8 protein-coding genes are annotated in these 9,433 nt (G+C 46.8%); 4 read left to right on the top strand and 4 right to left on the bottom strand.

Annotation, left to right across the window (positions count from 1 at the left end):
* Nucleotides 1-543, bottom strand: a 543-nt coding sequence (locus tag QUB35_RS37525) for a lipoyl synthase (RefSeq protein WP_333147959.1), incomplete at its 3' end; no start/stop codon positions are given.
* A gap of 198 nt (nucleotides 544-741) precedes the next feature.
* On the opposite strand from QUB35_RS37525, the gene QUB35_RS37530 reads away from it, so the two are divergent.
* The 4 genes from QUB35_RS37530 (at nucleotide 742) to QUB35_RS37545 (ending at nucleotide 6,408) form a co-directional block, all read left to right on the top strand.
* A complete protein-coding gene (locus QUB35_RS37530; protein WP_333147961.1) occupies nucleotides 742-1,293 on the top strand; it encodes a response regulator in 552 nt (183 codons plus the stop codon).
* Between the two features lie 433 nt (nucleotides 1,294-1,726).
* A complete protein-coding gene (locus tag QUB35_RS37535) occupies nucleotides 1,727-2,821 on the top strand; it encodes a PfkB family carbohydrate kinase (RefSeq protein ID WP_333147963.1) in 1,095 nt (364 codons plus the stop codon).
* Nucleotides 2,822-2,952: 131 nt separating this feature from the next.
* On the top strand, nucleotides 2,953-4,707 hold the full coding sequence (locus QUB35_RS37540) for a Rieske (2Fe-2S) protein (protein WP_333147966.1): 1,755 nt from the start codon (nucleotides 2,953-2,955) through the stop codon (nucleotides 4,705-4,707).
* Nucleotides 4,708-5,076: 369 nt separating this feature from the next.
* Nucleotides 5,077-6,408 (top strand): Rieske 2Fe-2S domain-containing protein, encoded by a 1,332-nt coding sequence (locus QUB35_RS37545; RefSeq protein WP_333147968.1) that lies wholly within the window; start codon nucleotides 5,077-5,079, stop codon nucleotides 6,406-6,408.
* A 116-nt stretch (nucleotides 6,409-6,524) separates the two neighbouring features.
* Here the strand turns inward: QUB35_RS37545 and QUB35_RS37550 are convergent, their stop codons facing one another.
* The 3 genes from QUB35_RS37550 to QUB35_RS37560 all read right to left on the bottom strand — a co-directional run.
* A complete protein-coding gene (locus tag QUB35_RS37550) occupies nucleotides 6,525-6,614 on the bottom strand; it encodes a transposase (protein ID WP_333147970.1) in 90 nt (29 codons plus the stop codon).
* A gap of 287 nt (nucleotides 6,615-6,901) precedes the next feature.
* The gene (locus QUB35_RS37555) at nucleotides 6,902-8,650 is read right to left on the bottom strand and encodes a CapA family protein (RefSeq protein ID WP_333147973.1); all 1,749 of its coding nucleotides are present in this window, start codon (nucleotides 8,648-8,650) and stop codon (nucleotides 6,902-6,904) included.
* Between the two features lie 560 nt (nucleotides 8,651-9,210).
* Nucleotides 9,211-9,433: hypothetical protein (locus QUB35_RS37560; protein ID WP_333147975.1), on the bottom strand; the 223-nt coding region annotated here is incomplete at its 5' end.

The following is a 9,433-nucleotide window of genomic DNA, read 5'->3' on the forward strand; positions in this document are numbered from 1 at the left end:
CACGGGGAGGGCGGGCACGGGGAGGGCGGGCACGGGGGCACCGCCCCTACCTGTTCCCCCCCAAAAATCCGGCGTCAGTACCTCAACTTCAGTATGCGGGTTAAGGATGCGGATTTGGGCGATCGTCCTGGCAAACCAACCCGCACCCCCATCCGGCAAATCATCCCTCGCCACCGAAGTCAGCACCGCATAGCGCAAACCCAACAACTGCACAGCCTCCGCCACCTTTTGCGGTTCCTCCGGGTCTAGCGGCATCGGAGAATGACCTTTATCTACTTGACAAAAAGCACAAGCGCGGGTGCAAGTCGGCCCCATCAACAAAAAAGTCGCCGTTTTTTGCGCGTAGCACTCGCCCCGGTTGGGACATCTCCCCTCCTCACAAATCGTGTGAATTTGCCGCTGTTTGATAATTTTTTGCACTTGGGAAAGTTCGCTAGCTTTGCCAACGGGCCTACGCAACCACTCCGGCATCGCCTCGATTTCACCCCGCATTTGGGCGGCAACTGCTTTGACAGTAGGAGTTTTAGGAGTTTGGGGGGACATAAAATTAAGTGGCGATTGAGTTAATTCCTTCGATCGTATCCGAAATCAAAGCCCCTGAACTTGTAGGAGTACCACCCGAAATCAGGATCGCGCCGAGGTGCAACAAAACTAAACTCGCCCAGAATTATGGGTAGAATTCTGTTAGGGATATACTGAAGGTTGCAAATCATCACTCATTCATTACTGAAGGAGTCAGTCGTGGCTGGTCAAAAAATCTTGGTAATCGATGACAGTAAAGTCATCCGCGTCCGAGTCCGAGAGATGTTGCCGCAGGGTAACTTTGAAGTTCTAGAAGCAAAAGACGGCGAAGAGGGACTCAAACTGATCCGTCAAGCCCGTCCAAATCTAATTATGTTAGATTTCCTACTGCCCAAAGTCAGCGGTTGGGAAGTGTATCAAAAAGTGCAAGCCCATCCTGAGCTTTCTAAGATACCTTTGGTGATCATGTCGGGCCGCGAAGAAGAGGTGATGGAAAAAATTCCGAAACCCTTTGAGAAGCATTTTTTTGCATTTATCGCCAAACCGTTTGAGAAGAAGCAGCTAACCGAGGCGATCAAATCGGCGATGGTACTGGCCAAAAAGAAACCAGTGCCGGAAGCCCCAGCCGCCGCCGCTGCACCCACTTCGGGAGGGGGCGCCGCCGAAATTGAGGCGATGACTGTGAAAATGGCGAAAATGCAAGCGGAAATTGATGCACTCAAAAAACAAATGACTCAGGTGATTACAATCATCAAGCAGAAATTGAAATAATTCTGCTGTTTTTTGAAGGCACTTATGTAGAAGGAAACTTCCACACCGTGAAACTTTCCGTTGAGTCTCAAGGGCTGCGATTTTATCGGCATTTTTTTGCCAAATTGTTTGAGCAAGTGCGATCGCCAATAGCCTGCAACTGGTTTCTCAAAATCCCAGTGAGAAAATCAATTAAAAGTTAAAAATAAAACAAGGGAGGAAATTAATTATTAATTTATATTAGGATTTTTAATGGGAGCATCTCATATGTGTAAAAACACTTCTTCTGGCTCCTTTCTTCTTCCTCTTTGCTCCTGCCTCCTGCCTCCTGCCTCCTGCCTCGGGCCTCAAAACTCCAATTTCTAGCTGGGCTGCTTTCATTGAGATGCTCCCTTTTTAATTCCCGCTCGTTCCACACTCAATTATCAACTCCTCAGTCTCATTTTTTTGGTTAATGACTAACGACTATTCCGATTTTTTGCCTCAACTGCGTGCCTCAACAGAGCAATTATTGAAAAGATTAGACTGCTTCGATCGAGCGCAGGTATTAGCGATCGGAGATTTGACCTTGGACGAGTTTCTTACCGGACAAGTAGAGCGAATTTCCCGCGAAGCACCTGTGTTGATTTTGCGCTACGAAAATACTCAGCAAGTACCCGGAGGTGGCGCAAATGCTGTCTATAATTTAGCCAAACTGGGAGGCAAAGTAAAAGTTGCTGGTTTGGTGGGAAAAGACGACCAGGGAAAGGCTTTGTGCGGTATTTTTGAGGCGGCGGGAATTGATACGGGTGGGATTTTAATCGATTCGCAGCGTCCAACAGTCACCAAAACTCGAATTTCCGGGCACGCGCGGCAGTCGGTGACTCAGCAAATTGTCCGAGTCGATCGCAAATCGGACGAGTTGCCGGATTTAGATTTGCAGTTGCAATTGGCAGACTACATCCGGCAGCAAATACCAACAGTAGATGCCGTGGTTTGTTCCGACTACGGCGACGGAGTATTGACAAATTTGGCGATCGAATCGGCAGTGGTTCCCGGCAAAACAATTGTAGACGCTCAAATAAATTTGCAGCGATATTCTGGAGCAATGCTGTTTACTCCGAACTTGCCAGAAGCCGAGCAAGCCGTCGGATATGCTATCAAAAACCCTCACACTTTAATGCAAGCAGGACGCGATTTATTGAACTTAACTCAAGCTCAAAAAATCCTGATTACTCGCGGCGAAGAAGGGATGACTTTGTTTGAAAGGGCCAACGGCCAAGAAATCAAAAATTCACCTTCTCCAACATCGAATTGTGAAAAGGGGGAATTTGCCATTCAAAGTTGGGACATTCCCCCTTTTAACAAGACTGATGTATTCGACGTAACCGGTGCTGGAGATACAGTTGTAGCAGCAATGACTTTAGCTTTGTGCGTCGGTGCATCGGGTTGGGAAGCGGCAGTTTTGGGCAATTTGGCGGCTAGTATTGTCGTGCGTCAATTCGGTACGGCGACAACAACGGTAGAGGAGATGAAAGAAGCTTTGCTATCGCTCCTGAATCTGGAATAAAGCCAAAACATAAACCTGCTGGCGATCGATCGAGCATCTATCAGCACTTGAGTTTTTAATCCTGTTTTACTTCAGGCAAATACCCTGGCATTGAGTTAATCTAGTTTATATATAAATTAGTTTAAAAACTTATGGCTGAGACTTCAGGCTATTACGTTCGCGCTGCGAAACTTGCAGAAGTCGAGACAAAGGGCAGTTTGTTAGTGAATTTGGAAAAACACACGATCGCCCTTTTTTACTCAAACGATCGGGTATACGCGATCGACAACCGCTGTCCCCACATGGGTTTTCCCCTCAACGGCAGCACTTGCAAAGATGGCATAGTCACCTGTCCTTGGCACTACGCCCGCTTTGATGTCGCCAGCGGCGGTACTTTTGACTCTTGGGCCGACGACGTGCGATCGTTCCCAGCGGAAATTCGCGACGGGGAAGTTTGGGTAAATTTAGCACAACAGCTTGACCCTTACGCCCACCAGCGCCAGCGACTTCAAGATGGGTTAGAACAAGGAATTTCTCTAGTCATCGCCAAGTCAGTGATTGCCTTGCTAGATCAGGGGGCAACTGCCAGCGAACCTTTCCAAATCGGATTAGAATTTGGCACCCGCTACAACAAATCGGGATGGGATACGGGTTTATCGATCCACACCTGCTTGATGAATATACTGCCTTATCTAGATCCAGAAGACCGAGCCCCCGCCCTCTATCAGGGACTTTCGGCAGTGGCCCGCGATAGTGCAGGCGCACCTCCTCACTTTGCGGTTCACCCCTTGCCTAATTCTGAGGTTGATGCAGAGACACTCAAAAGCTGGTTCCGGCAATTTATTGAAATCAGAGACAGTGAAGCGGCGGAACGATGTTTGTTGACAGCAGTACGCGCGCCTCTTGAACGAGAACAAATTGCTGATATGCTGTTTGCTGCCGCTACTGACCACCGCTACATTGATGTCGGTCACAGCCTCGACTTTATTAACAAGGCGTTAGAAGCCCTGGATGCAGTGAATTGGGAAGGGGCAGAAACTGTTTTCGCGAGTTTGGTGGCTGGTTTGGCGAATGCGGCGCGCATGGAAGAGTCGAGTTCTTGGCGCTACCCTGTGGATGTGGTGGCAATTTTAGAGTCAGCAATGGCGCAGTTGCCTGCAGCTTTAGAAATGGGCCGATCGCACCGGGGCAATTGGTTGGGAAGAGAACAGTTAATTCCGATGTTGTTGGGCGAAGATGTATTGGCGATCGTCGATGCACTTTTAACTGCCTTGAAAGAAGGTTGTAGCGAAGACGAATTAGCCAGTGCAGTCACTTATGCTGCTGCCCTCCGCGTAGCCCGGTTTAATACGAATAACGACCACAGCGACTGGAATTCAGCGCACCATCCCTTTACCTTTGCGAATGCGGTGCATCAAGGATTGCGACGATCGCCTTCAGTAGAGTTGCTGCGGGGAGTTTTCGATGCAGCGATCGGCGTATATCTCAACCGTTTCTTAAATGTACCGCCTGCGCGACTTCCCGAACCAACAGATGTAGTTGAGAATCCAGAGGAATTGCTCAAACAACTGCCAGACTTGTTGGACAGACAGCAACAGGTGAATCAAGTCGGTAAATTAGTTGCCAAATACTTATATAGCGGTGGCAAATCGGAACGGTTGATGGCAGTTTTAGGAAAACTGATGCTGCGGGAAAATCGGGATTTCCACGTTATTCAGCAGGTAGAAGTGGCATTTCGCCAGTATGCTTTATTAGAGAATGCGGGCGATCGCATTGTGGTATTAGTAGCGGCGGCAAGGTATTTAGCCGCCCATGCCCCGACAGTGCGATCGCAAGCACAAACTTATCAAATGGCCGATCGATTGCACCGGGGCGATCGCTTATTTGAGGAGTCACCGGAAGTATAGCTTCTCGTCATAACTCACATCTTGCACCAATATCAATAATCCTTTTTTGGGCGGGATCTCCTGCCCACTCCACAAGAAAACTCATTGAGCAGAACCCTACATTCCCATCAGGTTGATTCACTGGGTGTGGGATGTAGGGTGTGGGATCCCACGCGTAAATAAAGTGCAAGCCGCTATACAGTTCGTGGCGTCTGGGATTAAAATAAGGAGGCTCTTATGTTTCGTTTAGACAGGGATTCCAACCCCGTCTAAACGAGTGCTCCCAAATCTCCAGATTTGGAAGGGGTTTTAAACCCTTACTGCTTTTAGTCGTGGGCAGAGGACGGAAGCATTTCTCCTGCCTCCTGTCCTCTGCCTTCAGGAGATAAAATGAAACCCGAATTCAATTTTTTTCAGCATTGGTATCCTCTTTCGCCAGTCGAAGATTTAGATCCCAAGCAACCAACATCTGTGACACTTCTGGGACTGCGTTTAGTCATCTGGAAACCAAAATCATCTGAAACTTTCCAAGTGTTTTTAGATCGATGTCCGCATCGGCTTGCTCCCCTAAGTGAGGGTCGCATTGATGACGAAACAGGGAATTTAATGTGTAGCTATCATGGTTGGCAATTCGATCGGCAAGGAATTTGTACTCATATTCCCCAAGCGGAAAATCCAGAACTTGTAAGCAAGAATAAAGAAAATCTGTGTGCTGTAGCACTACCAGTTCGTCAGCAACAGGATTTACTCTGGATTTGGCCAGATGCAAAATCAAGCGAACAAGCTGCAAATACACCCTTACCTTTATCACCGCAAATAGATGCAACTAAAGGCTTTGTTTGGTCTTCTTTTGTACGAGATTTAGAATATGACTGGCAAACTCTTGTGGAAAATGTGGCAGATCCGAGTCATGTTCCTTTTTCTCATCACGGCGTGCAGGGCGATCGCAAACAAGCAAGACCGCTCCCGATAAAAATTGTGCAATCAACACCCAATTTGATTGAAGCGACTATAGGAACAGATGTACAAAGAACAATCACTTTTGAACCACCTTGTCGCTTGGAGTATGCGTTCAGTTTTAACGATGGCAGCAAACAGTTTGGACTTATCACCTACTGTATACCTGTATCTCCCGGTAAGTCCAGAATTGTCGCTTCTTTTACCCGTAACTTTGGCAAAACACTCCATCATCTCACACCCCGTTGGTGGGATCACATCAGCAATCGCAATCTGGTTCTTGATGGAGATATGGTTCTTCTACAGCAGCAAGAATATTTTCTCCAACAAACACAATCTACCCAAAGCTGGAAAACTGCCTATAAGCTACCTACAAGTGCAGACCGTTTAGTAATAGAGTTTAGGAATTGGTTTGATCGCTATTGTCACGGACAACTACCTTGGAGCGAAGTTGGAATCAATGTTCCACCAACACGGAATATCAATAGCGATCGCGAACCAATCCTCGATCGCTACAAACAACACACCCAACATTGTCGTAGCTGTCGAGAAGCACTTTTGATTGTGCAACGCTTGCAAGCAGTGCTTTTAATCTACTTTGCTATTACTGTTTGCGCTGTTGCTCTCCTTCCCGATAGATTGCAACTGACTCTGGGTTTACCCTTAATTGTGACAGCACTATTAGGTTTAGGAGCTTACGCTTGGCTGATATTCTGGCTTCGTCCGAGATTTTACTTTGTGGACTACATCCATGCGGACAGATAGAGGCGTTCATGCTTGGAAAAAGTATTAGCTTGCTTATTTTGTTAGATAAAGTTATCACTAGATTAGCGGGTTCTCCTGAACTTGCGGTGATATTTTTATCTAATTAGAAAAGCAAGCTAATACGCTTCTCGAAAATTATCAAAGTTTGAAAAGCCATATCCTTGTCGCATAATTAACTTAATTCGATTATTTATTCCTGATATCACTCTACTTGTTGTGCGATTAAGAAAGTAATTACAAATCCCTTCAAAATAATTAACAATTGTCTAAGTTGATTCTTGGAAAAATATTTGCACATAATTCAGCCAATCCTTGAACTCTGTATGAGCTATTTTGACGCTCATCTTGGTCTCAATACGGTTCAGATAAGAATAATCTGATTTCCTTTCACAAGTCTGGAACTCTGATAAATGCGTGAAATGAAATTCGTCTGAAAGCCCTAACTGAACCGTATTGAGTCATAAGGCACTTCTTCAGTAAATAATTGCCCCGATCATTTCTTGGAAATTATCCCCTTGTCATCAATTTTCAAATCTGTCTTGGGAAAATCGCTCTTGGTCAAACGGTCAATCAACCCCACAGTCCTAAAATTGTTATCAACAGTCGGCACACCTCGCCCGTCAAGTTGGATGGGGATAATCTTACCAGAAACAAAATCCCCTTGCGGAGTCATTTTCACATCCAAAATTAGAGATTTACCGAGTGCTCCGGCTGTGGACAAAGTGCGATAACCCAAAAAATTGCCCAGGGAATAAGCAATCAATTTCCCTTTATAAAGTTCCATCGCTCTGGGAACGTGCGGGCCATGTCCCAAAATCAAATCTGCTCCCGCATCAATCATCGTCCGCGAAAACAAAACCATATTTCCCCGGTTTTCTCCGTAAAAGAACTCAGTTTTATTTCTCACATTGATAGCTCCCGTTCCTTCAGCTCCAGCATGAACTGATATCACTACAATATCAGCCTTTTCCTTAGCTTTTTTGACAACTTCTGCTCCCGCTTTCAGTTCCAGCAAGGAATTGTGAACGTCGCCGTAGTTGCTGAAACCGATAAAGGCAAAATTCACACCCTTGACATTTTTATAAACAATTTGATCTCTTTTGCCAACAGCCTTCATGCCGTTGCTGTCGATGTTTTTAATCGTGTCCTTAAATCCCTGCTCGTTAAAATCGTAAGAGTGATTGTTGGCAATACTCAAAATATCAAAACCAACATCTTTGAAAATTTTGGCATAACTCGGAGGCGTCCGAAAGGCAAACAGCATTCGTCCGCCGCCTGCTTTGGAACTGTAAGGATAATCGGTCATCGTGCTTTCAAAATTGCCAAACAGAATATCAGCTCCTTGGAGGTACGGTTTTACGGACGCCAATAACATCTCTTTTTTTGCCGGCAGTTTGTTGTAGGGATAATTTGTGCCGGGGATCATGTCACCAACTGCTTTGATGCTGACAGTGGCGGGCACAATGGCAGGTTTTTTGGCAGCCGGGGAGGGCGATTTTGCAGCGGGAAGGGGTTTGGCTGCGGCTGCTGGTGCGGGTGTCGAGCTCACTTCTTGTACCGCAGGCTTTGACGTTAGAGGGTTATTAGTAGCGGTGGGTGAGGATTTGTAAAGTTGAGAAGCCAGCACAAAGCCGGATATCGGTACGAGAATTAGACTCAGAACACCGACTGACAGCCCAGATTTTTTAGTTTTAGTGCCTGCTAATTCTGGCTGCGGTGATGGCTTTTGCTGCCTTTGATGTGGGGGTTTTGGAGTTGGGATTTTAGGGGGTTGGGGCGGAGATTGTTCTGGTGTTTGAGTGGGCGCAGTGGTGACATTTTGAGGTTTTTCTAGCTTGGGCAAAGTCACAGGAATGGGAGAAGCGGGTAAACTAGCGGCTACTGCTGCACTGGCAGCTACTGCGGCATTCACGGCAACTAACGGACTCACGGGTTCGGAAGTCAAGCGTTTTTTTAATTCTACCGTCTGAGTCCAAGCGGGCAATTGCTCGCCGTCGCGCCGCCCGTAAACTGTCACTGAGTAAAGGTTATTTGGTTGCAGCCGCTGCAACCCTTTGACTGCGACTCGGAGACAGGCTTCTTCTGCGGGTAAATGTTCTGCTTCCAGCAGCAGGTGCAGGCTGTCATTTTCCCGGCTGGCTTTAGCCGTGACGCCGAAGCTTTGGAGTGCTTGGCCGATCAGAAATGCGATCGCCCTGGCATCGCCTTCTTTTGCTAAATTTAAAATATCTTGTTGGCTCACAAACGCCTCTACTCTCACACTAGAAATTTAGCTCGATCTTATATCAAATTTGGCGGCACAGCATTAAATACCGATTGATTTAACTTAAGTAAGTGGGTACAAATAAACAAAACGTTGGCAGAGGACGCCTGCGTGAAAGGGTCTACTCGCTCTCACTACAGATCCTAACTAAATCCGACCCTGCTTTTACAAGATAGTATGATTTTTGGCGCTTGCTAGCTGACTACAATATTTCCTAACGGTTATCTTAGTCGATCGCCCAAACACTTCTATCCGGCATAATTGCCCCCTTCAAATTAACATCCGTCAAATCAGCGCTCTCTTTGTTACAGCATTTTGGGTAAATAAAACGGGTTTGTGAGCGTCGAGAGTGCGTCCTGGAATGTACTGAAAATAGGCGGTTTAGCAGCGAAGAATTAACGAAAAAACCGAGTTTATCGTTACGAGTGCCAATGCCCCTGTCCCACTTCCGCCCAAATTCACACAAAAACGATCTACCCGCAGGCTCGGAAGCTTGTTAAAATTTTGGTCAAGCCACGCTATTGGTGAGAAATAGACGGCTAGCCACAATCGTCTGCTAACGCCCCCGCAATGCTGCGCTGCGGGGCCTGCACTGCACACTGCACGTAGGTGAGATTAGCTGCAATCAACTTTCGGGATGCCGCTGCTAAAGTCGCGGCCGCCGATGTAGTTGTTCGTTTGAAACTAAATAGGGCTTGCTGAATATATCGGTCGCACTTGACGTGGCATGGGTTAAGAACTGGTGCGATGCAAGTCAGGTGC

The organism is Microcoleus sp. B13-B6 (assembly GCF_036705405.1).
In the GTDB taxonomy this organism is placed as follows: domain Bacteria; phylum Cyanobacteriota; class Cyanobacteriia; order Cyanobacteriales; family Microcoleaceae; genus Microcoleus.

Coding starts and splice junctions, on each gene's coding strand:
- QUB35_RS37535 (WP_333147963.1), top strand. CDS start 1,727: ATGACTAACGACTATTCCGATTTTTTGCCTCAACTGCGTGCCTCAACA.
- QUB35_RS37545 (WP_333147968.1), top strand. CDS start 5,077: ATGAAACCCGAATTCAATTTTTTTCAGCATTGGTATCCTCTTTCGCCA.
- QUB35_RS37540 (WP_333147966.1), top strand. CDS start 2,953: ATGGCTGAGACTTCAGGCTATTACGTTCGCGCTGCGAAACTTGCAGAA.